Source organism: Alkaliflexus imshenetskii DSM 15055 (assembly GCF_000517065.1).
In the GTDB taxonomy this organism is placed as follows: Bacteria; Bacteroidota; Bacteroidia; order Bacteroidales; family Marinilabiliaceae; genus Alkaliflexus; species Alkaliflexus imshenetskii.
This window is the reverse complement of record NZ_KI912105.1, coordinates 2,959,348-2,984,184: the sequence shown is the minus strand read 5'-3', so window position 1 is coordinate 2,984,184 and position 24,837 is coordinate 2,959,348. Positions and strand designations below refer to the sequence as shown.

Genomic DNA, 24,837 nt, shown 5'->3' with positions numbered 1-24,837 from the left:
CCAATCATCTTTAAATAATAAGAAAAACACATTCTTAACCGTTATCGGAATGGAATAATGAGATTTAGGGAACCTAAAATGCTTCTTTGAGAGAGATAAAGAATCCTGTTGTGCCTATGGTTGAGACCGCGGCATCAAAACGAATGTGCAAAGGTTCACGTGGCAGAATTCGGAAGCGCAATCCTCCGCCATAGGAACCTATCAAATGATTTAAATCAGGCGATGGATTAACGCCAGCATGTCCTAGTTCGCCAAAAGCCACACATCCAAAGCGCCACCATAACGGCATGCGCAATTCGCCTCTCAAAACAGAGATGCCATTATGCATCACCCGTTGCGAATGTCCAATGCCCCGAAGTCCACTCTTACCTCCCAATGTAGGCATCATGAATGCAGGAACCTCATGTCCCTCAGCAAACATCCACAATGCCTGCATGGCCAAAACATTCACGCCTAAAGAAAAGTATTTTCGTGCATCAACCATATAGGTGTTAAACTGAAAATCGCCTGCCGACAAAACTCCAAACCGCGTCATTTGAGCCGTGACAAAATAGCCTTGCTGCGGATAAAACACATGATTGCGACTATCGAACAGCAGCACCGGCCCACCTCCAATGGAATAACCTTTGGCCATATCATAATCATCATCATCTAAAAGTCCACTGAAAGAGAACCCATCACCACGAAACAGCATCCCGGCATAGAATTTTCCACCAAGCTGACGCATGAAACGCATCGAGCCGGCCGTGCGTCTGGAAATATAACTAACACCATCACCATTGCCATCAGCATCATAGATGCCCCAGAAACGATCATTCACCCGCTGATAACCCAACCCGGCCTGAATCTGCCATTCGGCACCCTGATACCAATCCAGCTCACTTCGCAATTCTAACATCCCGTTGGTCGAAAACTGAATAGTTCCCAGCAGCGAGCTCACGAACCCATCAGTGTTCTCCGAAGCATGCCAACTGAAAACAGGCATCAAACCAAACTCCAGCCCTGTTCGTGAAGAGTACCCTCCGGCCGGGTAAATCACGAAAACCCCTTTTTCTCCCTCATAAGTAAGAAGGTCTATTAGCTGTTCACCAAATTGCGCTGTACGGTCAAACAAACCAAGAGAATCTCTGTTGTTTTCGGGGGTGAGGGAAAACAGAGAAACAAATGGCAGCAAGCAAGCCCACAGCAAAACCAATCTGCTACAAAACTTCATAAATCAATTCAAAACAAAACACCTTATAGAATCAACAAATCTAACTTTATTATTTTTCAACAACAAAACGAAACTTTCGACCATTTTATATCGTTATTGAACAAATATACCAATAGCACCATTATATAAGTATTATCTTTGCAAGCATAAACATTTCATTTTTTATGATCTATTTTTTCAGAGCCATAAGTAACGAATCAGATGATTTCTTGATAGATATAGCCATCGATAGTGGCTCCCGGTTTCTTGATCTGCACAACTTTATACAGCAACGTCTCGATTATGACAACACCCAAATGGCGTCATTCTTCGTGACAGATGACGAATGGAATAAGGAGCAGGAAATCACGCTGATAGACATGATGGAGGAGGCGAGCGGCTGTTTGGTTATGGACAAAGTAGCGCTTGAAGACCTTGTGCGTGACAAAAAACAAAGATTGCTTTATGCATTCGACCTTTTTGCCGAAAGAGTTCTCTTCATGGAACTTACACAAATTGACGAGGGCTCACTCAAACAACCTGTTTGCACCCGACAGGAAGGTACACCGCCTCAGCAGTTCCTGGAAGAAGGTTTCAGCCTAGACTCATTTGAGGAGGAAGAGCTCTATAACGATGAATTAGACGATTTTTACAATACGGACGATGAATTTCCGGATCAATACTCCGACGAAGATCTGGATCCGGACAATTACTATTAGAAAAAATGTCGAAACTGATGGTGGTGATTGCCGGTCCCACCGGGATTGGCAAAACGCGGACGGGGATTCATCTGGCACAACAATTTAACAGCAGTATCATCTCAGCCGATTCCAGACAGGTTTACAAGGAAATACCCATTGGTACGGCAGCGCCAACTGCAGAAGAACAAAGCCTTGTACCACATTACCTGATTGGTACTAAATCAATATTCGATTATTACAGTGCCTGGGAGTTTGAACAAGATGCCCTGAGTATTGCTGCTGAATTGTTTAACCGATATGACATCGTGTTCATGGTTGGTGGCTCCATGATGTATATTGATGTATTCTGCAACGGCGTGGACGACTTGCCTACTGTGGATCCACAATTACGTAACGACCTCATGGAAAGGCTCGAAAATGAAGGACTTGATGCCATTCGTCTACAGCTAAAACTTCTCGACCCTGTTTTTTACGAGCAGGTTGACCTGAAAAATCCCAAGAGAGTTATCCATGCGGTTGAAATATGTCTGATGACAGGCAAACCCTACTCATCGCTTCGTACCAAAACAAAAAAGGAACGGCCATTTGACATTCTTAAGATTGGTCTTAACATGGAGCGGAATGAGCTATACAACAGAATAAACCGTCGTGTTCTGCAAATGATGGACGACGGACTCGAATCCGAAGCCCAACAACTTGTCGACCATCAAAATCTTAATGCTCTAAACACCGTTGGCTTCAAAGAACTGTTCGCCTGCTTTAACGGCCATCACAGTATGGAAAAAGCCGTAGAGCTTATTCAACGCAACTCCAGACATTACGCCAAAAAACAACTTTCATGGTTCAGACGCGACGAGCAAATGCAATGGTTTCATCCCGAAGACACCACTAAAATTTCAGAAATTATCAGAAACCATTTGTCAGGCTATTGAATGGATTTAACCCAGAAATTGTATCGGCAAGACAAAAATTAAACACTTTACAATTATTACTGAGAATTTAATGAGGTTTTAATATTAAGCATCATTAAACCCAAAAAGTAAAGTAAACAGATACTCAAAAACAACTATCTTTGTTTAATGAGTGAAGCCGGAACCAACTAATTTCTTTCTCACGGTTTACAAACTAATCTGGTGCCGGCTTCCTCTTTTTTTACTTGATATATCAATGCAAACCCCGAATAACAATCAATCTCCCAGGTTCAACATCCGTGTTTACGGAATATGTATAAATGATGGTCATTTGCTATTGTCGGATGAGATTTTTAATGGGATACGAATGACGAAATTCCCTGGTGGAGGGCTTCACTTTGGAGAGGGAACCATTGAATGCCTAAAGCGAGAAGCGTTGGAGGAATTTAACTGCCACATTGAAATATTGCAACACTTTTACACCACCGACTATTTTCAACCGGCAATGTTTTTCGAAAACACACAGCTGATAAGCATCTACTATACCATATCGATACCCGGACTACCGGCGCTACCAACATCCGAAACTCCCATTTTTAATGAGGCAAAAAGCACTCAGCACTTGCGATGGATGCCCATTGTAAAAATGCAGCCAGACAACCTCACCTTCCCCATCGATCGAAAAGTTGCTGAAATGATTGTTGAACAATACAATGGGTGACCTAATCGAGGCGAGCAGAAACAACCAGCGGTAGTGATTGAGTTGTGAGACGCGAACCATCGAAACCTCCAAAGAAATGAATCTCGCCAAAACCAGCTTCATCGAGCAACACACGCAACAAATCACGACGTATCGGAAGTAGCGGCACGCTGTTACGAATCTCTCCCCCGGTCTCTTTTACGGTTAAAACAGTTCTGAAATTAATCAACTCGTCCTGTTCTCGCAGTTCATAAAAACGCTCAAAACGTATCTGTTCATTTTCGATAAGAGGCAAACGCTCTAGTCCACTGTCCAGCACGTAATCATAATTGATAACTTGAAGCAACAAGCTGCCCCAAGGCTTTAGAACCCCGGCGCATTGATTGAAGAAAGAGAGAATTTGTCCGGGCTTTTGCAGATGCACCAATGTGTTGCCAAAACAGGCTACCCCATCAAACGAATGCGGCGCAAAACACTTGGCTACTTCGAGCATGTTGACTTGTTGGAAACTGACACCTGAGTAATCAGTGGCTTTATGAGCGCCCATCTCAAGCATCTGTTTATCCAAATCGATGCCGGTAACAATGGCTCCCTGAGAAGCAAGTGACAATGCCAGATTACCGGTTCCGCAACCCACATCGAGCAGGTGCTTTCCGTTTACCCCGTCGGTCTGATTTTTTATAAATTCGCCTTGTACGGGCGAAACCGGAAAAATAAAATCATACCACGGTGCTATACTCTCATAAAATGCCATCAATTTGTCCTCCTGTTTTCTCTCTTATTTGATATTGATTGCGATCCGGGCGCATACGCGAAACAAGTTCGGCAATAAAACCGGTCATAAACAACTGCGTTCCAAGAATCATGGAAACCAGACTTATAAAAAAGTACGGGCTATCGGTAAGCAAAGGCGCTTGAATCCCATGATAGACAAACCAAAGTTTACGAACCCCCAGCCAGAGTGCAGAGAAAAAACCTACCACAAAGGTGAGTGTGCCAAGCGAACCAAACAAGTGCATTGGTCTATTCCCAAACTTAGAGATGAACATCACAGATAATAAGTCCAAAAATCCTTTGACAAACCTTTCAATGCCAAATTTGGTCACACCATATTTTCGTTCACGATGATGCACCACCTTTTCGCCAATACGACCAAAGCCGGCACGCTGTGCCAGAATAGGTATATAACGGTGCATTTCACCATACACTTCTATGCTGTCAGTAACCTCCTTGCGATAAGCCTTTAAACCACAATTAAAATCGTGCAGTTTAATACCTGAAACCAGACGTGCCGTGAGGTTAAACAATTTACTTGGAATGGTTTTTCCGAGCGGGTCGTATCGTTTTTTCTTCCATCCGCTTACCAAATGATAGCCATCTTCCAAAATCATACGCCTGAGTTCGGGTATCTCATCCGGACTATCCTGCAAGTCGGCATCCAGAGTAATCACAACTTTACCCCTTGCCTCGCTAAACCCACAATGCAAGGCGGCTGACTTTCCGTAATTTCGACGGAAACGCAGCCCTTTTACTTCAGGATAATCAACACTGAGTTGTTGAATCACATCCCATGATTTATCCTTACTTCCATCGTCGACCAGCACAATTTCAAATTCCGACGTAACAGGGCGAACCACCCTGCATATCCAATCTACAAGCTCAGGAAGTGATTCCTCCTCGTTGTATAACGGAATAACCAATGAAAGCTCAAGTTCTGCAGAGTTATGATACATCTTTCATAGCTTCTTGAAAGGGATCACCTTTCCGTTTGGTAAAAATGGATACAATCAATGATACTATAAAACCATATAACAGCCCATTGAGTATCGATGAAAAAAACAGCACCCACGGGTTGGCTGCACGTTGTATGGCATCTTGCATCGACTCCACATAAGTTTCGGAAAGTCCCATTGCCAGATAAGCTTCTTCGGCTTCAGCAATCATCGAATCCGCCATTGAAGGGTCAAAAACCTTTATCATTAAAAAATAGAAGAAGCCTACAATCACGCCCGACCACATTGAAATACGGGTGCCAAACCCTACCCCCTTCCAATAGGTTACATACCCATCCATAAACCTGTCACGGTAAATTTTAAGGGTATAATATATCACTGCTGCGTAGATTAGCCAGCTAATAGCTGACAGACCCGATTTAAACATTGTGCCTGTTAAGTATAACAACAGCAACAGAACTGTCTGAGCGATACCCAGTTTTGCTCCGCTCGATAAAATGTATTGAATTTTAGAACCGCGATTCTCGTTCATAACTAACATCATATTTATTTCATTTCAAAAATATCAATACTATTGTATAAATCCATACGCACATCCCGAAATGTTATCAAACATGCGAAAAAAGCTTGTAATCCGTTTGCATGCCAAACAGAATTACTATGCCATAATACGACCAAAACACCAAGCGAGGCACTCCCAAAATTCAAACTGCGATAAAACAGTACCACACAGCAATATTTTGGAGCAACATAAATATCTGGAAATGCGTCAGATGAAATAACCAATCAAAAAAAATCAAAAAAAAACACTCGAAAACCTTGCTGTGAAAGTAGAATTTTATACTTTTGTCGCCGGGTAAGTCCTATACGACCAGCTCCTGCTGAACTCCCCCAGGGTCTGACGGCAGCAAGGGTAGGCGGTTGAAGCGGTGCGATGTAGTGCACTTACCCACCTGCCAATGTAGCTCAGTTGGCCAGAGCAGCTGATTTGTAATCAGCGGGTCGGGGGTTCGAATCCCTCCATTGGCTCTCAGGTTGTGTAAGCAACCATAATTTTATTGACAAACAGATTTTGGGGGGATACCAAAGCGGCCAACTGGGGCAGACTGTAAATCTGTTGTCTTACGACTTCGGAGGTTCGAATCCTCCTCCCCCCACGCAATCAACCGACAATAGTCGGTTTTTTTGTGCCTTACCGCTTCTGACCACACACGCAAGCACCTCGTAATAAAACAGATAACTTAGCCCACCAACAAAACTACAATTACCCAACCAAACAGAGTTCACGCCAGATTACCTTACCACGTTTAAAAATCTCTATCTTTGTTTAAAATGCAATGCCATGTTAATCAAAATCTACCCTGAGAATCCAAATCCCCGCGAAATTCGCAAGGCAGTTGAAATACTGCAATCAGGCGGACTGGTTATTTATCCTACAGATACGGTATATGGACTGGGCTGTGACATAAACAACAGCAAAGCCGTAGAGAGAATTGCACAGATTAAGGGGCTCAATCTTAAAAAAGACCACCTTTCCATCATTTGTCACGACATGAGCCACCTTTCAGAATACACCAAGGCTCTGGACAATCACACATTTAAACTACTTAAACGCAACCTGCCCGGACCATTTACTTTTATCCTTCCAGCGAGTTCAAACATCCCAAAACTCTTCAAAAACAACAAAAAAACCGTGGGTTTTCGGATTCCTGACAATCCGATAATACTGGAGATTGTGAAAGAATTGGGCAACCCCGTATTAAGCACTTCAATTCGCGACGAAGATGAGATAATTGAATACACTACAGATCCGGAACTGATTCACGAGAAGTACAACAACTTGGTTGATGCGGTTATTGATGGTGGCTACGGAGGAAACGAAGCATCAACCATTGTGGATTGCACAACGTTTCCGTTTGAGATAATACGTCAAGGAAAAGGCGATTTAGTTGAATAGATACCAACCTCTACAAAAACATTTTTTCGACCTTTTTAATTCCCGAGGGTAGTGCAAACACCACCACCTTATCACTCGGCTGAATACGTGTGCTGCCGTTAGGAATAATAACCTCGTCGCCTCTGATAACACCTCCAATATTCATATCCTTTGGTAAGTCAAGCTCTTTGAGTGTACCGCGGGTAATCTTCGAGCCATTCTGAGCTATTAGTTCAAGCACATCGGCATCAGTGGCAGTAAGACATTTTACGTACGACACATTGGCTTTAAATGTGTGCCGGTATATGTAGCTGGCCGCAATAAGTTTTTTATTGATGATGGTGCCAATGCCAATGTTCTCGGCCAAATCGATATAATCCATATTCTCAACCTCGGCCACGGTTTTCTTAACGCCCATTTTTTTAGCCAGCTGGCATGCCAGAATGTTTACTTCCGAATTGCCGGTTACTGCAATAAAAGCATCCGTTTTTCCGATACCTTCGTCTTTTAAAAGATCCAGGTTTCGACCATCGCCATTTATTACCAGGGTATTTTCAAGATAATCGGCTAAGCGCGCACTTTTTTCACGATTAATCTCGATAAGTTTTATATGGTATTGGTACTCCAGTTCCTTGGCCACTTTTTTTCCGATGCGACTGCCCCCAAGTATCATCACATTGCGCACCTCATACTGAACCTTTCCGGCATCGTCGAGCAGCTGTTTGGCACCCGATTTGGTGGTAACCACATAAGCCAGGTCGTTATGCTGGAACATATCGTTTCCGCGCGGAATAATTGTTTTGCCATCGCGGTTAATGGCAACAGTGAAATAATCATTGGTTTCGTGCATGGCAGAGGCCTGCGAGAGAGTAAGACCTACGATGGGTGCATTATCTCTAATTTTTACAGCATACAGCAATAGTCTGCCATCGCTGAATTCAAACATCTGACGTATACCTACCTGTTTGAGCGATGCCATAATTTCGCGTGCACCCAGGTGTTCGGGGTAAATTATCTCATCTACGCCCAATTGCCTGAAATACTCTTTGTTTTCGGGCTGCAGATATTCATTGTTATTAATGCGTGCAAAGGTTTTGCGAGCGCCTAACTTTTTGGCGAGCATAGCCGATAGAATGCTTACTTCCTCGTAAGGTGGCACAGCGATAAACAGATCACACGACTTAACCTGTGCACTTTTAAGATCTTCGATTGAAGTTACAGACCCTACTACGGTCATCAAATCAAAATGAGATTCCGCCTTGCGCAATTTCGTCTCATCGCTATCCATAAGAATAACATCGTGATCCTCATTGCAAAATAGCTTTGCAAGATGACTCCCAACCTCTCCGGCTCCGGCAATCAAAATCTTCATTTCCTAATTTTTTGAACAAACAGGCAGCAAAATAAGAGAATAAAAACCAAATAGCGAAACAAAAGCACGGGAATCGGCAACAAGAAAAAAGGTATTCTAGTTAGATGCTACAAACGCGCCATGTTTACGTACATTGTGGAGATTTACTCCCTTCTCACTGCTCATCGCCTCCCACTTCACCAACATCCAGGGTGGACAATCCGTTGCCAACACAACCCTGCTACACTCAACAGATGACAAAAGCACCTCAGGTTCGACCCGCAAAGCCCCGTTTAGGATGAGGCAATCAACTCTGTATTTAAACGTTTGAGGGATGGTAATAGTTCCGTTTCCATTGACAATCATATACGTTAACCCAACTGCTTCGAACTCAATAACCTCTGCACTCTCCATTGCGCCGGGAGATTTCAGAATGTGTGTATCGGCATCCCGCAATCGCCGAGACCTGATAAAACCATCACGTGCATAACGTTTTGCGCGATCATCTAGTCCCTCAGAGTAAAACTGACTTACACTCCCGTTCTGTACTATATCTATTAGGATGTGTTTTCCGACATCATACACAACTAACGTATGGGCAGATGCTTTTGATACAAATTGAACATTGGCAATAACGCATACGAACAGAGCAGCTACCGTTAACCTTAACCATCCTCCCCAGGATGGCCTGACATATAAACGATATAAGAAAAACACCAAAGCATAAAGCGCCACCATGAGTGGTAAAGAAAACCACAAATACTCTGCGTAGGCACCCGGTAGTCCTTCGATCCATGAAACCATCGCTACCATAAAATCGATAAGCGCATTGAGTAAACCACCCGCCACATGTGCTAAAAATGTGAATGGTTGCAACATCAGCACCAAAAAAGAGAATATCAAAATAGGCGCCACAACAGGTAATACAAACCCATTGGCCAAGAGAAAATAGAGTGGAAACGCACCAAACATATAGATGGAATAGGGGAATGTTGTAATCTGCGCTGCCAGCGAGACCGAAAGTATTGACCAGAGCCAGCGCCAAACAATAAATCGAAATGTGACCAATCCATTGATAACCGGATAGAATGCTACAATACCTGCCACGGCCAGATGACTCAGCCAAAAGCCGGCATGAAACAAAAACATTGGATTACATATCAGTAAGATAAAGGCAGAAACACAGAGTAAGTTATACATGTTTGCTTCTCTGTTAAAAGCCTTCCCAACCTGTAAAATTGCGAACATAAGCACCGCACGCGAAACCGATGGGCTAAAGCCGGTTATAAAGGCATAGATAAAAAGCAGCGAAATAGAGATAACAATGCGTGCCGGATGACGTGAACTAAAAAACAACGAGAGCACCGCATTTATCATGAGAAAAAGAATACCCACATGCAATCCTGAGACCGCCAGAATGTGTATTGCACCACTCCGTATAAACTGTTCCGTCGTTTCCCGGTCGAGCCCCTGACGATTGCCAAGCAAAAGCGCGCTAATCACCGGTAAATTTGCATCAGAAACGCCATACCTATGCAATGTTTGTGATACGCCCTCCCTCACATCGGCTGCGATAAGCCTGAATGAAACTGCTGGTGTACTTTCCAATACTTGTAAGTAATTTGAACGGATAAACATCTGTCCGGAAAAGCCATTTCGAGCAAGATACTGACCGTAGTCAAAAGCCTCGGGATTAGATGCGGCAGGAAATTCCCGGAGTGTTCCCGATACAAAAACCAAAGTACCAGGCTGAATATCGTTTTCCAACTCTCCCTTTACCATGACCATCCATAAGCCATCGGTAAAACCATTCACCAAATCGCCCTCCAAAAACACATTCAAAGGCTTCATTATCATACGACTCCATCCGTTTTCGCGAACCTCAAACGATTCGGCAATACCATGCGCTTCGAGAGGATGCTCATCAGAAATCAGTTTTGGATGGCTTAAATCATAAAGCAGGAAACCACAAAAAAAGAGAAACAGGAACGCGATGACTCCATACATCCATCGAAGTCCATAATGCTGTCGCGCTTTGGTGTATAAACTGATAAGTAAGATGAGCAGGACACTTATTACTATGGATAGAAAAAACGCTGAAGGCCGAATGCCACTTAGCCAAAAACCAGAACCAATACCGGTGGCCAACGGCACAAACATTCTCAAAAAGGGAGTCTGTCGAAGAATTGACATAAAGACACAGGATTAAGGTATAAATAGTGATTCGTTTAATTTACTGAAAATAATCTTTAATAACAACAACAACAAACATACACTCAAAAGAATTTGACAAACAAACACTTGAAACACCATCAAATAGCATACATCAGAAATGAAGAAGATTAAGACATCTATAAAAATACGTATTCTAAAAAATGAAAACACAAAATTTAAAGACTAAAACACTCGTATATAATTTGACCAACTAATGCAAACAAGTGATAAAACCACCATAAATATTTGTATCACTTAACATTCAAATCATTAAATTGCACATGCATAAATTGATATTGGTATGAAACTAAACCGTTACTCCATTTTAACCATCTTATCCTTACTGATAGGCTTTTCGTCTTGCGTTCCCCTGAAGGAATCGATATATTTACAAGGTGATATGGCGAGGAAACTCGATGAACTTGAAGGACAATATAAAATTGAGAAAAAAGACTACCTGGTAAAACCCAACGACCTTCTCTACATTAGGGTTACGAGCTTAGATGAACGCTCTTCAGCATTCCTAAACAACGAATCCGGATACACAACCATGGCCGGCAACCCGATGTCAGCAAGCCTTCTGGGATATCGGGTAGGATTAGACGGCGCCATCGACTATCCATTTATTGGAAAAATTTATGTAGCAGGCCTCTCTCTGAATGAAATTGCCAGAAAAGTAGAGCTGGCAGCAAGCAAATACATAGACCAGAGCGGTGCCATTGTTAAGCTTCTCAACGACAACATCACTGTAATGGGTGAGGTAACCGGTCCCGGGCGATTTCTCATGAACAGTGAAGAGATATCCATCATCGAAGCCATTGCCCTTGCCGGAGACATGACCGACTTTGCCAACCGAAAAAGAGTGAGGCTAATACGTAAAGATGGTGACATACCCCAAATGCTAATCATTGATACAACCGACGAGCGAATCATGTATTCGCCTTATTTCTATCTCAAACCAGGCGATATTGTATATGTGGAACCTAGAAGGTTGAAGCAATGGACGCTATCATCCATCCCGCTATCCTTTGCTATGAGTTTTATGAGTGCTTCACTCCTTATCTATTCAATTGTTACAAATTAACCCCTAATTGTATATCATGAAGAACGAAGAAGTTGAATTGGAGCGTAATATTGATTTTAAGAAATTATTCTTCAAAATTTTAAGATACTGGTACATATACCCAGTATTTATTCTCATTGCCCTGATTGCAGCATTTGCTTCATATAAGACAACCGTACCGCTTTATCGTATCAGTGTGCAGCTACTAATTTCTGATGCTGGTGAAGCTGCGCCTCGCGTTGGTGTTGGCGACAATGCGTTGCCCGGTATCTCTCTGGGAAACCAGAGCCACATGGAAAACCAACTGATTATCCTTACCTCGCGCCGACAAATAGAGCGTACACTCAGACAGCTTGACTTTGAAGTGTCCTATTTTAGAGAGAGTATATTCAGGCCTCAGGAGATATATAATTATTCACCATTTAGAGTAATTATTGATTCTTCAGAGGTAAAACCAACCGACCTGGCATTTAAAATTAAGTTTCTCTCGCGCGACCAATTTTTGCTTACCTGGGAGAATGGTGGTGAATTTTCGCGTAAAGTAAACTTCTTTGAAAAGGTTAACCATCCACGATTCTCCTTCACCATTGTACCTATTGAGGAGAATATTCCCGGAAGCAACTATCATGAAAACACCTACAGCTTCACCATCAACAACATAAGACGGATGGCAGGGCAGTATCAGTCAAAAATATCCATGCGCAGGGTTCAATTTGGAGCATCCATTGTTGAACTCTCCATCATGGAAAATAACATACAGAAAGGGGTCGATTTTCTAAACAAGTTGGCAAACAACTCCGTTAACTACACTCTGGATAGAAAGAACCAGATAGCTCTCAACACTATTGATTTTATTGAAAAACAGCTTATTGGCGTTGCAGATTCACTTGGTGCAGCTGAAAACATATTGGAGGATTTTAGATCGCGTAACCAGGTTATGGATGTCTCCTATCAGGGACAGATGATTATCAGCCAATCACAAGACCTTGAGAATCAAAGAGCTGGAATACTAGCTAAAATGGACTATTACAATTACCTGATTGACTATATACAAAACAACAGAGATGTAAAAAACATAATAGCACCATCCTCTATGGGCATAGAGGATCCTATTTTGAGCCAGCTCATTGGGCAGCTGTCGGCACTAAATGCCGAGAAATCGGCGCTATTGTTTAACGCCACCACGGATAACCCAAACATTACAAGGATTAACGCCAGCATTGAAAACCTTAAAGTAAGCATCATTGAGACCATCCGAAGTGTGATTGCCACTACAAACCTCACGCTAAACGATGTAAATAACAGGCTTTACAATCTCAGCCTTGAAATTCAAAAACTTCCAAAAACAGAGCAGCGTCTCCTTAACATACAGCGCACACGGGAGATGAACAACGAAACATACACCTTTCTTCTAACAAAACTGACCGAGGCTCAGTTGGCCAAAGCAGCCAACATGCCCGACAACGAGATTGTTGAAGAAGCCATATCACGTGGAAAGGTGGTGCCAAACACAAAACAATATCTGTTAATGATTTTGATTATAGGCTTGCTAATTCCTTCGGTTATCATTTTCATGATTATATTCCTAAACAATAAAGTTCAGGAAGTTGAAGATGTGAAGGAGATATCAGATCTCCCAATCATTGGCCAAATACCTTTACACAAGACCCTTTCCAAGGAGAATAAACACGCCAATCAGGCCAATACAATGCTTGCAGAGGCCTTTAGAAACGTGCGCACATCTCTGGGCTATTATGCAACAGACAAGAAGTCGAAAACAATATTGCTTACCAGCACTTTGCCATCAGAAGGCAAATCATTCTGCGCTCTAAACCTTGCGCGCTCATTTGCACATCTGAACAAAAAGACAATCTTAGTTGAGTTTGACCTGAGAAGACCATCTTTGGCAAAACAAGCAAAAATATCGGTCAACGGACATGGCTTAAGCAGCTACATTTCGGGTAAAGAGAGTGATTTGGGCACGATTATCTTCAAAGATAGCAGTCAGGCCAACCTCCACATCATATTTGCAGGCAGTATACCTCCAAACCCGGCCGAATTAATTGCCAAACAGGGGACAATTCAATTCATTGAGCAGCTTCAGGAAGATTATGACATTGTAATTCTGGATACGCCACCCATTGGATTGGTAGCAGATGCCCACCTGCTTGTTCCTTACGCCGATGTAAACATATTGGTTGTAAGGCATAACACTACGCCAAAACCGATTTTAACAATGAACCTGAAAGATGAAAAGAGCAAAAACATTCCGCATTTGAGCATTCTAATGAACGGAATACCTTTCCATAGAAAAGAGTACAGCTATAACTACGGGTATAATGTTAAGAATAAGTACTTTAACTCAGTAACTACCTCAAACTAAACAAAACAGTGCTGAGAAAAAAGCACAGAAACCAAAACAGGCTGGTGAAGTTGATTCATCAGCCTGTTTTGGTTTCATATCAAACTTTATGTCACGGCTTCATGCCCGGCAAAGACTCTTCAGTTAATTCCATTACCTCAGGAACCAGGTTGATGGCAAAATCACGTTTAAGTACCTTACAGGTTGCCGATTGGTTTTTGCCATCGGAAATAACCACCAAATAGACTCCGCCGTGTAACGAAGCCAGATTGGTAACGTAGGAATTATCGCCGGGAGTGGCATTGTGAGTATCTCTCATAACCATACGGCCGGCACTATCAATAACATCAATATTCAGAACCATGGCAGCCGGTGATTTATACTCCACAACCAATAAATCGACCGTAGGATTGGGATGACAAGCAGATATTTTCAGAGGTTGCTCTTCATTGATAACATCACCAATGGAAACATTCCCATCGTTAGCGGATGACGTAACAATAAATACTCCGAACTCGGGGAGGGTATGACGCAAAATATCTCTGTAGCTATCTGACCGTATTGGCAATTCAATCTGAGTAAGCTGTAACGGAATCTGCACATTACCTCCGGCATAAACCCCTCTAACCAAGGGGCCTGCGGCTATATTTGTAGCATCCCAAATCTGAAACTGTGAACCATTTCTGACAACGGAACTCAGGTTCACCAATCGATTGGTCTCCCTGCCCCAGTTGTAAACAATAATGTGTCCTCTTCCCTGTTCATATCGGTTTGGTTGCAATATCACACGTGTTTGAGAAGGCACTGAACTCGAATAAGTGCTGTTGGCATCCTGCCGGCTAAAAGTTTGCCATGCAGTGAATGTACGTGTAGCCAAATTGCCAACAAAGTACTGGTTGTTATTAAATAATGGCGTGGCTATATTGCTATAATTATCGAAAGCAATTAACTGCATTCCCGAGTTTCTTGCAATAAAACTGTTGTTGGTCACCTGCAAAGAGTTCCATCCACTCATCATATACAAGCTACCATCGACAATATAATTGCCAGAGAACTCAGCATTTCGGTTTACGGCCGAATAGCCTAGTTGCACACTCGCCTTTGAAGTAATATTGGCTCGGTTGTAAAGATAGTTGCCAACAATTGAGATACGATCTGCTGGCTGAAGTCCTCCAATAATAATGTTACGGTCGATGGCACCAGCACCAGGAATGCCACTGTTAAAGATGGTATTTCCTTCGATGAGATACCCCATAATGGATCCACCTTCGGTATAAATCTGAATACCATTTCCATGTGAATGAAACAGAATATTCTCCCTGATAATTTTAGTTCCTGTCTCATTCTGCGAATAAATACCATGACCGTGTCCTCTGGTTGATCCACTAAATCCGTTATTATATATCACACAGCCATACACTTCTGAATTCAGGGCTGGCCGCCAGAACCCCACGCCATTGCCTCCATTATTATAGATGCGGCAATTGATTAATTTATTGTTAGGTCCCGCAAAATAGACTCCATCCTTATAATAATTATTTCCGGTTGCATCGCTGTTTGTAATGGTCAGCCCCCAATACCAGGCATGTTGTCCGGTGATATTTAATACTGCCGACTCAACTGTATTCACATTTCCATCAAGTACAACCTCTTGCCCGGGAAATGCCCGCACAAAAATCGGCGCACCTTCTCTACCGCGAATTACAGAGGTAAACTCACCCCTGTAAGTACCTCCCAAAATCCATATTGTATCACCCGCCACCACTGAGGATGGATGATTTAGTGCTGTTTGTAGGTTCCACGGATTCGCCCTCGTGCCGTTGCCTCGTGCAGTCCCATTTACTGAAACATAGAATCCTGCTGCATAGATATTTAACACAACAAAAAACACTGTAACCAAACTCAAAATCGCTCGCTTCATAATTAACTACTTATTAGACAACCGAAATTTACGCCAGTAAAAATTCAATGTAAATAGTAAATTCTTCAAATTATGCTTGCAAAAAAAATATCTTTTTAAATCAGCAAAACCCTGCATGGCTTTGAGACAGGTGAAATTTCTGGATTACTTTAACAAGAACCATCCGAAGGCCGATGACAGATGTTTAGATGATAGATATTTAGATGGAAGATGTTTAGATAGTTAGATGAAAGAGGATGAAATAAGAAAAATTGGTATGTATCAACATGCGACTCCGACAATCGGAATTAACACAAAGTGATACGAAGCTACATGTTATAGAAACAGATAGGTTACTCCTGATACTATCTGCAGATGTTTCCGGGCTTAGTGAGAATGTCCGGAACTGCTTCAAATATAGCTTCTCACCTTATTACCATATTGAGCAGAAACCTGGATAAAACTTTTACAGACTAAAATGTTACGAAAAAGAGAGGAGGCACTTTCCTTTACGGGTAATAATTTGTAAATTAATCTTCAATTAAATGTATGTAATGGCAATGATATCATCCTTCGGAAAAAGCCATAGAACAAAACACCACTGTAAGCCTCTGACAGTGAACCATTGGCCCCTACATCTGTTATTATAACACCATCCAATTACTGAGTTACATTTCCACGAGATACAAAACCCTTAAAATTTCTGCTATGAATTTATCAACCAATTATCTGGGTATCAAACTTAAGAATCCCATTATCGTGGGTGCTTCAAACCTGTCCCTCGACTCTAAACTGGCCATAGAACTTCAGGAAGCAGGAGCTTCGGCTCTGGTATTCAAATCGCTTTTTGAAGAGCAACTAAATCTGGAAGCTGCCGAACTCGATGAGAACCTGCATCAGTATGACGACAGAAATGCCGAAATGGTCAACCTTTTCCCAAAAATAGAGCATTCAGGGCCCAAAGCTCATCTGCTTGCTATCAAAGAATTGAAAAAAGCACTTACCATTCCGGTTTTCGGAAGCTTAAACTGCATTTACAACGAAAGTTGGGAAGAATATGCTATTCATCTGGCCGAAACCGGTATCGATGGGTTGGAGTTAAACTTTTACTCAACTGTTTCAGATATTGACAAGCAAGGTCAAGCCATTGAGCAGAACCAGTTAGAAACACTCAAAAAAGTTCGGGCTGCTGTTAAAATACCCATCGCAGTAAAACTGAGCCCATTCTATACCAACCCGTTGGCGTACATAAAAGCATTAGACGGAGCCGGAACAAATGGTTTCGTGCTTTTCAACAGGCTGTTCCAACCCGATATTGACATTTGGGAGGAAGCATTGCAAATTCCCTACAACCTAAGCCACAAAGGAGATGACCGCATGACGATACGCTATATGGGATTGTTATCGGGTCAGGTAAAAGCATCGCTCTGCGCAAACACCGGAATTCTGGAGGGCGAAGATGTAGTAGCCGCTCTGTTGGCCGGAGCAGACGCCGTGCAAGTGGTAAGCACCGTTTATAAAAACGGCACTCAAAAAATCACTCAAATGCTAAATGTCATAACCGACTGGATGCATCGAAAAGGATATAATTCAATCGATGACTTTAAAGGCAAAATGTCGAAACAAAATCTTAAGGATCCGCATGCGTACAGAAGAGCACAATACGTTGACTACCTCATGCGGTCCAAAGAATTCTCAAACAAATACCAGATAAGGTAATTCACTCGATCATAAATAATTAACAAAGGGGGGCTGTCAGATAAGACAGCCCCCTTTTATTTTACCATATCAGACACCAGATATCACTCTACCAACCCTGAAAACAGGCTTAAAAAACCGGAATCGGGGTAACTCCTCATGAAACAATCACACCATAACTTCCGAACTTCACCGACAAAAAATCAACAAAATTTAACGTTCTACTATTTCAATATCTGAAAATAAAACCGCATCTTCATAGCAAAATAGCGTCATTAATACACTATTAAGCAATTCACATCGCCAAACGTTAAACAGTAATTATGAAAACAGAATGAAATTAGAGAAAAAATCTGTTAATTTGTGAATAGCGTAAAATAACCAAATAATAATACCAATCAAATCAAGAAAGAATCGTTATGAGTAAAAAAAGAGTTTACACCTTCGGAAATGGAAAAGCCGAAGGAAAAGCAGACATGAAGAATCTGCTGGGAGGAAAAGGAGCGAACCTGGCTGAAATGAACCTCATTGGTGTACCGGTTCCTCCGGGATTCACCATAACTACTGAGGTCTGTACAGAATACAACGACCTGGGTCGCGATAAAGTAGTTGAGCTACTAAAACCAGAAGTAGAAAAAGCGATTGAAAATATAGAAAAACTTACAGGCACAAAGTTTGGCGACGCCGCCAACCCATTATTGGTATCGGTACGTTCAGGCGCACGTGCATCCATGCCCGGGATGATGGATACCATTCTGAACCTGGGTCTTAACGACGATGCCGTTAAAGGAATTGCTGCCAAATCGGGCAACGAATGGTTTGCATGGGACTCATACCGTCGATTTGTTCAGATGTTTGGCGATGTGGTACTAGGCATGAAACCCGAATCGAAAGAAGAAATTGATCCTTTCGAAAAAATCATGGAAGAGGTTAAACATACCAGAGGCGTCGAACTCGACACCGATTTAACCGTTGAGGATCTTAAGGATCTAGTTAATAAGTTTAAAGCAGCTGTTAAGACACAAACCGGCAGAGATTTCCCAACATGTGCTTGGGAGCAGCTATGGGGTGCGGTGATGGCGGTATTTGACAGTTGGGGTAATCCACGTGCCGTTTACTATCGTCGTCTGAATAACATCCCGGATGAATGGGGTACTGCGGTTAACGTACAGGCCATGGTATTTGGAAACATGGGCAATACATCGGCCACAGGGGTAGCATTTACCCGCGACGCAGCTACTGGCGAAGACTTATTTAATGGTGAATACCTTATTAATGCACAGGGCGAAGATGTTGTGGCCGGTACCCGTACCCCACAGGAAATTACCAAAGAGGGAAGTTTGCGCTGGGCAAAACTTCAGAGTGTATCTGAAGAAGAGCGTGCGAGCAAGTTTCCATCGCTGGAGGAGACCATGCCTGAACTCTACAAAGAGCTGCGCGTTGTAGAACAAAAACTGGAAGACCACTACAAAGATATGCAGGACATGGAGTTTACCATTCAATCGGGAAAACTGTGGATTCTGCAAACACGTAACGGTAAGCGTACCGGTGCTGCCATGGTAAAAATTGCCATGGATCTGCTTCGTGAAAGTAAAATAGATGAAAAAACAGCCCTTCTGCGACTTGAACCATCCAAACTGGACGAACTACTCCACCCGGTTTTTGACTCAGTAGCCATACGTGCTGCCAATGTGCTGGCAAAAGGTTTGCCTGCATCTCCTGGTGCTGCCACCGGACAAATTGTTTTCTTTGCCGATGAAGCCTCAAAATATGAAACAAGCCTTCTGGTGCGTATCGAAACATCTCCTGAAGACCTTGAAGGGATGAATATTGCCAGAGGTATCCTTACAGCCCGCGGAGGTATGACCTCTCACGCCGCTGTTGTGGCCCGTGGCATGGGAAAATGCTGTGTATCAGGTGCCGGAGCGCTTAAAATTGACTATAAGGCGCGCACCCTTACCATCGAAGGAAAAGTGTTTAAAGAAGGTGACTGGCTTTCGCTCAACGGGTCAACCGGTGAAGTTTACGAAGGCAAAGTACAAACACGCAAACCTGATTTAAGTGGTGACTTTGGTCTGATTCTGGAACTTGCTGAAAAATTCACCAAAATGTCAGTGCGTACCAATGCAGACTCGCCAAAAGATGCACAAGTGGCACGTGAATTTGGAGCCAAAGGTATTGGATTGTGCCGCACAGAGCACATGTTTTTCGAAGGTGAACGCATCAAAGCCATGCGCGAAATGATACTTGCCTCAACCACCGAAGGACGCAAACGTGCCCTTGCCAAGCTACTTCCGTATCAAAGAGAAGACTTTGAAGGCATCTTTGAAGCGATGGCCGGCTATGGCGTTACTGTTCGTCTGCTCGACCCACCATTGCACGAGTTTGTACCTCATCAACTTTCAACACAAAGAGAACTTGCTGAGGAGATGGGTGTAACAATTGATGTAATCAAAGCAAAAGTGGATTCACTCGAGGAGTTCAACCCGATGCTTGGTCACCGTGGCTGCCGATTGGGCAACACCTACCCGGAGATTACAGAGATGCAGGCCCGCGCCATTATTGAAGCAGCACTAAACCTAAAAGCCAAAGGTGTAGATGCCCGTCCGGAAATAATGGTACCACTAACCGGTACGCTTAAAGAGTTCAAACTACAGGCCGATATCATAAGGGCTACAGCTGAGAAAGTTTTTGCTGAAAAGAATGATAGAATCGACTATCTGCTTGGAACTATGATTGAAATTCCACGCGCAGCACTTACAGCTGACCTTATAGCCACCGAAGCCGACTTCTTCTCGTTTGGAACCAATGACCTCACTCAAATGACATTTGGCTACTCTCGTGACGATGCCGGAACATTCCTGCCAATATACATCGACAAAGGTATCCTGAAGCACGACCCCTTCCAGGTGTTGGATCAGGAAGGTGTTGGCCAGTTGGTGAAAATGGGAACCGAAAAAGGTCGTTCGACCAAGCCCAACCTGAAAGTTGGAATTTGTGGTGAACACGGTGGTGAACCCTCTTCGGTAGAATTCTGTCACACTGTTGGTATGGATTACGTAAGTTGCTCACCTTACAGAGTGCCCATTGCGCGTCTGGCAGCGGCTCAGGCAGCCGTTAAAGGAAACAAATAAGTGCTTGATAATTTGTTCGCAAAGCCACTCTCTGCAAGGGGGTGGCTTTTTTTTGCGCCCGAAGGCACCAAATAGGTTGTTGCAGGCATTCATCAATCATACGAATATTTTCAGTAATTTTGCACCCTAAATTGCAAATGTGGGACGAATAATTGCTTTTGACATTGGGAAAAAAAGAGTTGGCATAGCTGTTACCGATGCATCCAAAATTATTGCCAATGGGTTAACAACCCTCATGGTACATGAAGTATTGCCTTTTCTTGATAAGTACATGGAGAAGGAGTCAGTGGAGCTGTTTGTTGCAGGCTATGCCCGTCAGACAAACGGAGAAGACTCTGAATCGATGCGATTTATACAACCTTTTGTACAGAGTTTAAAAAACAAATATCCCAACATACCTGTTGAATGGGTAGATGAACGTTTTACAAGTCAGCTGGCATTTCAAACCATGATTGATTCAGGAATTGGAAAAATGGCGCGCAGAAACAAGGAGTTGATAGATAAAATCAGTGCTACCATTATTCTGCAATCCTATCTTGAAAGCCTCAGACCTTAGTAAACCCAGTTTGCAGGAAAAAAATTAAACCCGGAAAAAAATCGGGATTGAAACTCAAAAAAACGACGAACAAGAGATGATACTACCAGTTGTTGTATACGGACACCCAGTGCTGCGAAAAGTTGCCGAAGACGTTGATTCAAACTATGAAAACCTGCCGCAGTTACTCGAAAACATGTGGGAAACCATGTACCGGGCCGATGGTATTGGATTGGCTGCACCTCAGATTGGCCTGCCTATACGCATTTTTGTGATTGATGGCAACGAGTTGGCCGAAGACTATCCTGAACTGGCAGGTTTTAAAAAGACATTCATCAATGCAAAAATCACTTTTCCTGAGAGTAACAAATGTACCGAAGCCGAAGGCTGTCTGAGTCTCCCCGGCATACGCGAAGAAGTCACCAGACCCTCACGCATTGTAATAAGTTACGTTGACGAGAATTTTCAACCACACGAAGAAGCGTATGAAGGATTTGCAGCCCGCATCATCCAACACGAGTATGACCACGTTGAAGGCAAGCTGTTTATCGACTACCTTTCGTCATTGCGGAAACGACTGATAAAAGGGAAACTAAACTCAATAGCTTTAGGAAAAGTGAATGTAGACTACAAAATAAAACTACCAAAATAAGGACAGGCTTAACGCTGCGCTCACTTAGTTTTTCTTGAGGGAACGGATGAAACGCACCAGGCGCGAAGCCATCGAATCTTTTCTCAGATGCCCGGATGCCATTTGCATTAAAGCTGCAATTAATTGGGATGGAAAAAATGTGTATGTGCCTGGATAAAAACAGACCTCTCCGCCAAATCGCGTTTTGTAGAATGTGGCTCCGAATGATTTACGACTCTTAACCTCATCCGGCACCACATCACCAGCCATAATTGCCCTTATTGATACAATGTCTAACTGAACAAAATCAAAATAGGCAAAACCCGACTGTTTAGCCCATAGTATCAACTTCCAGGTAATTAAATCAGAGATGTTTTCTGCAGCATACTCGCCACTCCAACCCCATACTGTATCACGATAGGTATCCCCAAAAACATACCCCAACGACGCACTCACCGGGCGTCCATCCATTTCGGCAATATTGAATGCAAGCCAGCCACGAGGTGCCATCAAATCCCAAAGCATATAGAAATACTCCACATTTGGATATCCGGAAACGACACCCTGACGTTCGCAGGTTTGATCAACCAAACGGTGCAGCAAGGGAAGGTCATCGCGACTTCCGGATCTAAGCGTTACGGAAATGTTTTTAGCTGCCAGGATACTTTTGCGGCGATTTTTTTTGAATCCGGCAAAAATCTGCTCCTCCGACTGCTGAAGATTTACGATTAATGTAGCTTTTACATGGGGCATCGGAGGTGTATTGTCCGGATGCTTACGAAACCTACGCCGGGTTAAAGCTTTAACAACCTCTGGCAGGCGATAATTTACATCAACAGTAACATAAATCAGCTTGTTTCTTCGGGTAAAAACTTTGAGAAGTGAAATAAAATAATTGAGATTGCTACAATTCTGGTTGCCAAAACAAGGGCCTTGTGAAATGTAACCAATTCTCCCGATTACCGGGATTTCCATAAGAAAAATCTGGGCTCCGCCAATAATATTACCTTCGGCATTTCGTAATATCAGTCGCTTGGCTATCCATCCATCCTTTCCTTTTATTATGCCCCAAACAGATGTTTGCTGATAATTATTTATCCCACTGTGATGTAAAAATGAGTCCCACTCGTCATTCATCTCAGCATCACATACCTGATAAATCACTGACTGACGAAATGGCATAACAAAGCGACGGCTCCGAATAAGCATAGGTTAAGTGTATTTAAAGCATTTTCAAAATTAGCTTTTAATAACCTAACAACAATGATGCCTTATGGTTTAAAGCCTGATTAATTTTCACGATTGGCTCTTTTACGAACAAACTGAATTGCTTTTTTAATAAGTGTATTGTTTAAAACAGTATGCGCCATAAAAATAAAGAGCGATTTCTTCAACTTTGATGGGAAATAGGAATAGCTACCCGGATAGAACATCACATCTCCACCAAAACGCATTTTGTAAAAAGTAGAGCCGTAATGTGCGCGGGCTTTAATTTCGTCAGAAACATCGTCGCCTGAGAGCAGTGCTTTTGCTGAAACAGTATCAAGGTGAACAAAATCATAGTATCTGAATCCGTTCTCTTTTGCCCAGCAAATGGTTTTCCAATCGATAACATCTGAAGCATTTAAATGCACATAATCACCAGACCAACCCCAAATGCTATTTCTAAATGTATCACCAAAGGTGAAACTAAGCGATGCACACACAGGCTTTCCTTCGGTTTCGGCAATATGCAGCACAATCCAGTTGTTAGGGGCAAACAGATCCCACAGTCGAAAAATGAAATTGACATTTGGATACAATGGCTTGGTATTTCTCCGTTCGCATGTTTGCATTATTAAATCGAAGAGCATTGGAATATCGTCCCTGGTACCTGTGCGTATTTCGAGATTATGTTTTAATCCGGCGCGAATGCTTTTTCGTCGACCTGATTTGAACTTTGTCATTATGGTATCCAAATCCTGCGACAGGTCGATGAGCAAAGTGCTTGTGATTGTAGCTTCGGGAGGCAATCGGTCAGGGTGAAGTTCAAAGCCTGATTTTTCAATGGTCTCAACCAACTCAGGCAGATTATAGGCCAGATCCACTGTCAGATACTGAAACTTTCTGCGCCTGGCAAACAGTTTCATTTCGTTCAGAAGCATATCTATCTCACTGGGGTTTGCACCATTCACGCATGGCCCCTGCTGCACATAACCAAATTTCCCAAGGAAAGGGAAGCTCAATATTATAATTTGCACCCCACAAACAATGGTGCCGTTGCGTCTGAGATAAATTCTTTGCGGTTCCCATCCGGCCATTTTTTGCGCTTCGGCCCAAACAGATGACTGTTCGTGGCATATTGATGATATGGATGCTATAAAATTATCCCACTCGGGGCTTAATGGTGCGTTACAATAATCCAGGCAAACATCAGATGATTCAGTCATAATAGAAACGGCTTTTTATCAGATAAAGGAGAATTTTAATCAATGATTACAACCAAAATTAAGAAGAATAGATTCTGCGGATACGATTATTATTTCAATAAACTCTATTTTTTGATTAACGCCGTTAAATGAGTGTCAAGTAATATCTATGTAAAGCAAGATGTGGGATTTTTTGCTGCACAATGGATAAACAGATAGCATAAAGCGTTAATCAAACAAAACCTCGCGTTGATAAACGGATAGAACCAAATGGTGTAAAATAAGGATGAAGGCGGCTTGTAAAGCAGTAATTTAGTATTTAATTCCGATTGTGATAAACAGATACGCCCCTTGAAAAACGACAACTT

The 24,837-nt window shown here is 42.6% G+C and carries 19 protein-coding genes and 2 tRNA genes; 12 read left to right on the top strand and 9 right to left on the bottom strand.

Annotation, left to right across the window (positions count from 1 at the left end; translation table 11 throughout):
- Positions 1-73 precede the first annotated feature (73 nt).
- Entirely contained in the window at positions 74-1,213 is a 1,140-nt protein-coding gene (locus ALKIM_RS0112545; protein WP_026474956.1) for a BamA/TamA family outer membrane protein, read from the bottom strand.
- A gap of 164 nt (positions 1,214-1,377) precedes the next feature.
- Between ALKIM_RS0112545 and ALKIM_RS0112540 the strand changes: the two genes are divergently transcribed.
- The 3 genes from ALKIM_RS0112540 to ALKIM_RS0112530 all read left to right on the top strand — a co-directional run bounded on the left by ALKIM_RS0112540 (position 1,378) and on the right by ALKIM_RS0112530 (position 3,525).
- Positions 1,378-1,911: an IS1096 element passenger TnpR family protein gene (locus tag ALKIM_RS0112540; protein WP_026474955.1), complete on the top strand. Its 534-nt coding sequence runs from the start codon at positions 1,378-1,380 to the stop codon at positions 1,909-1,911.
- A gap of 5 nt (positions 1,912-1,916) precedes the next feature.
- Entirely contained in the window at positions 1,917-2,825 is a 909-nt protein-coding gene (gene miaA / locus ALKIM_RS0112535; RefSeq protein ID WP_026474954.1) for a tRNA (adenosine(37)-N6)-dimethylallyltransferase MiaA, read from the top strand.
- 235 nt (positions 2,826-3,060) lie between these two features.
- Positions 3,061-3,525, top strand: coding sequence for an NUDIX domain-containing protein (locus ALKIM_RS0112530; protein WP_026474953.1), 465 nt, complete (start codon positions 3,061-3,063; stop codon positions 3,523-3,525).
- Position 3,526: 1 nt separating this feature from the next.
- Here the strand turns inward: ALKIM_RS0112530 and ALKIM_RS0112525 are convergent, their stop codons facing one another.
- From ALKIM_RS0112525 to ALKIM_RS0112515, 3 genes are read right to left on the bottom strand one after another with little or no spacing between them, the layout of a single operon-like run.
- The gene (locus ALKIM_RS0112525; RefSeq protein WP_026474952.1) at positions 3,527-4,258 is read right to left on the bottom strand and encodes a class I SAM-dependent methyltransferase; all 732 of its coding nucleotides are present in this window, start codon (positions 4,256-4,258) and stop codon (positions 3,527-3,529) included.
- Positions 4,245-5,237 (bottom strand): glycosyltransferase family 2 protein, encoded by a 993-nt coding sequence (locus tag ALKIM_RS0112520; RefSeq protein WP_026474951.1) that lies wholly within the window; start codon positions 5,235-5,237, stop codon positions 4,245-4,247. The genes ALKIM_RS0112525 and ALKIM_RS0112520 overlap by 14 nt, the downstream gene beginning before the upstream one ends.
- The gene (locus ALKIM_RS0112515; protein ID WP_026474950.1) at positions 5,227-5,769 is read right to left on the bottom strand and encodes a DUF4199 domain-containing protein; all 543 of its coding nucleotides are present in this window, start codon (positions 5,767-5,769) and stop codon (positions 5,227-5,229) included. The genes ALKIM_RS0112520 and ALKIM_RS0112515 overlap by 11 nt, the downstream gene beginning before the upstream one ends.
- A gap of 423 nt (positions 5,770-6,192) precedes the next feature.
- Here ALKIM_RS0112515 and ALKIM_RS0112505 point away from each other — a divergent pair.
- From ALKIM_RS0112505 to ALKIM_RS0112495, 3 genes are all read left to right on the top strand, one after another.
- Positions 6,193-6,266: transfer RNA gene (locus ALKIM_RS0112505), tRNA-Thr, on the top strand.
- 45 nt (positions 6,267-6,311) lie between these two features.
- Positions 6,312-6,394 (top strand) — tRNA-Tyr (locus ALKIM_RS0112500).
- A gap of 185 nt (positions 6,395-6,579) precedes the next feature.
- A complete protein-coding gene (locus ALKIM_RS0112495; RefSeq protein WP_026474948.1) occupies positions 6,580-7,194 on the top strand; it encodes an L-threonylcarbamoyladenylate synthase in 615 nt (204 codons plus the stop codon).
- Between the two features lie 10 nt (positions 7,195-7,204).
- On the opposite strand, the gene trkA is transcribed toward ALKIM_RS0112495, so the two are convergent.
- Positions 7,205-8,545: a Trk system potassium transporter TrkA gene (gene trkA / locus ALKIM_RS0112490; protein ID WP_026474947.1), complete on the bottom strand. Its 1,341-nt coding sequence runs from the start codon at positions 8,543-8,545 to the stop codon at positions 7,205-7,207.
- Positions 8,546-8,641: 96 nt separating this feature from the next.
- Positions 8,642-10,717 (bottom strand): ComEC/Rec2 family competence protein, encoded by a 2,076-nt coding sequence (locus ALKIM_RS0112485; protein ID WP_084555882.1) that lies wholly within the window; start codon positions 10,715-10,717, stop codon positions 8,642-8,644.
- Positions 10,718-11,039: 322 nt separating this feature from the next.
- Here ALKIM_RS0112485 and ALKIM_RS0112480 point away from each other — a divergent pair, with 322 nt between their 5' ends.
- Together ALKIM_RS0112480 and ALKIM_RS0112475 are read left to right on the top strand one after the other, a co-directional pair.
- Positions 11,040-11,822, top strand: a complete 783-nt coding sequence (locus ALKIM_RS0112480) for a polysaccharide biosynthesis/export family protein (RefSeq protein ID WP_026474945.1) — start codon at positions 11,040-11,042, stop codon at positions 11,820-11,822.
- 16 nt (positions 11,823-11,838) lie between these two features.
- The gene (locus ALKIM_RS0112475; RefSeq protein ID WP_026474944.1) at positions 11,839-14,184 is read left to right on the top strand and encodes a GumC family protein; all 2,346 of its coding nucleotides are present in this window, start codon (positions 11,839-11,841) and stop codon (positions 14,182-14,184) included.
- A 91-nt stretch (positions 14,185-14,275) separates the two neighbouring features.
- On the opposite strand, the gene ALKIM_RS0112470 is transcribed toward ALKIM_RS0112475, so the two are convergent.
- Complete coding sequence (locus tag ALKIM_RS0112470) at positions 14,276-16,084, bottom strand: T9SS type A sorting domain-containing protein (RefSeq protein WP_026474943.1); 1,809 nt, start codon at positions 16,082-16,084, stop codon at positions 14,276-14,278.
- A 687-nt stretch (positions 16,085-16,771) separates the two neighbouring features.
- On the opposite strand from ALKIM_RS0112470, the gene ALKIM_RS0112465 reads away from it, so the two are divergent.
- The 4 genes from ALKIM_RS0112465 (at position 16,772) to def (ending at position 22,082) form a co-directional block, all read left to right on the top strand.
- On the top strand, positions 16,772-17,782 hold the full coding sequence (locus ALKIM_RS0112465; RefSeq protein ID WP_026474942.1) for a dihydroorotate dehydrogenase-like protein: 1,011 nt from the start codon (positions 16,772-16,774) through the stop codon (positions 17,780-17,782).
- Between the two features lie 398 nt (positions 17,783-18,180).
- Positions 18,181-20,895 carry a pyruvate, phosphate dikinase gene (ppdK, locus tag ALKIM_RS0112460; RefSeq protein ID WP_026474941.1) on the top strand — a complete coding sequence of 905 codons (2,715 nt, stop codon included), beginning with the start codon at positions 18,181-18,183 and terminating at the stop codon, positions 20,893-20,895.
- Between the two features lie 139 nt (positions 20,896-21,034).
- Entirely contained in the window at positions 21,035-21,451 is a 417-nt protein-coding gene (gene ruvX, locus ALKIM_RS0112455) for a Holliday junction resolvase RuvX (protein ID WP_026474940.1), read from the top strand.
- A gap of 76 nt (positions 21,452-21,527) precedes the next feature.
- The gene (gene def, locus ALKIM_RS0112450) at positions 21,528-22,082 is read left to right on the top strand and encodes a peptide deformylase (protein ID WP_026474939.1); all 555 of its coding nucleotides are present in this window, start codon (positions 21,528-21,530) and stop codon (positions 22,080-22,082) included.
- Positions 22,083-22,106: 24 nt separating this feature from the next.
- Here the strand turns inward: def and ALKIM_RS0112445 are convergent, their stop codons facing one another.
- Positions 22,107-23,270 carry a lipid II:glycine glycyltransferase FemX gene (locus tag ALKIM_RS0112445; protein WP_044117930.1) on the bottom strand — a complete coding sequence of 388 codons (1,164 nt, stop codon included), beginning with the start codon at positions 23,268-23,270 and terminating at the stop codon, positions 22,107-22,109.
- A gap of 80 nt (positions 23,271-23,350) precedes the next feature.
- The gene (locus ALKIM_RS0112440; protein ID WP_026474937.1) at positions 23,351-24,490 is read right to left on the bottom strand and encodes a lipid II:glycine glycyltransferase FemX; all 1,140 of its coding nucleotides are present in this window, start codon (positions 24,488-24,490) and stop codon (positions 23,351-23,353) included.
- Positions 24,491-24,837 lie beyond the last annotated feature (347 nt).